Below are 851 nucleotides of genomic sequence, written 5' to 3'. Positions count from 1 at the left end.
ACCTATGCCCGTCTCGGTGGCGAAATCATCGCCTCGCAGCTTCGCGACGTTGGCATCGATCTGGAAATCATTCCGGTCGAATGGGCACAGTGGCTGGACCAGGTGTTCACCAAGAAGGATTACGACCTGACGATCGTCTCCCACACCGAGCCCAACGACATCGATATCTATTCGCGCAAGGATTATTACTTCAACTACGACAACCCGGCCTTCGACAAGGTGATTGCCGATCTCGGCGTCACCTCCGACGAAGCCAAGCGCAAGGAATTGCTGGGGCAAGCGCAGAAGATCCTGGCCGACGATGCGGTGGTCGGCTTCCTCTATGAATTGCCGAAGATCGGCGTCTGGGACGCCAACCTGCAAGGGCTGTGGGAAAACGCCCCGATCCAGGCCAATGATTTGACCAAGGTGAAGTGGAGCGAGTGATCCCTCACCTTCCATGACCGCCTACCTCCTAAAACGCCTCGCCATCGCCATCGCCACGCTGGTGCTGGCTTCCATGGTGGTGTTCGCCGTCCTGGAGATCCTGCCCGGCGATCCGGCGCGGCTAATGCTGGGCATGAATGCCAGTGCCGACCAGGTCGAGTTGCTGCGCAACCAGATGGGCCTCAACGCGCCGCTGGCTTGGCGCTATCTGCACTGGACGGGCGGCCTGCTCAGCCTCGATTTCGGCCGCTCCTACACCTATTCGGTGCCGGTCATCGATCTGGTGCGCGAGCGGCTGGCCGTCTCGCTGCCGCTGGCGCTGATTGCGCTTGCGCTCTCCACCCTCATCGCGATTCCCGTCGGCCTGTTTTCCGCCAGCCGGCGTGGACGGGCCGGTGATACGATTTCCATGGGCGCCGCACAGC

Annotated in this window: 1 protein-coding gene and 1 pseudogene; both read left to right on the top strand. The window is 61.5% G+C overall.

Annotation, left to right across the window (positions count from 1 at the left end; genetic code table 11):
• Positions 1-426 (top strand): annotated as a pseudogene (locus tag EN925_RS37845) (ABC transporter substrate-binding protein); the annotation flags it as partial.
• A 13-nt stretch (positions 427-439) separates the two neighbouring features.
• Positions 440-851 (top strand): ABC transporter permease (locus EN925_RS37840; RefSeq protein ID WP_164894769.1); only part of this gene is annotated, 412 nt, incomplete at its 3' end.

Origin of the sequence: Mesorhizobium sp. M7A.F.Ca.US.006.04.2.1, from assembly GCF_004022915.1 — a bacterium.
Classification (GTDB): Bacteria; Pseudomonadota; Alphaproteobacteria; order Rhizobiales; family Rhizobiaceae; genus Mesorhizobium; species Mesorhizobium ciceri.
This window is presented reverse-complemented; position numbering and strand designations above follow the sequence as displayed.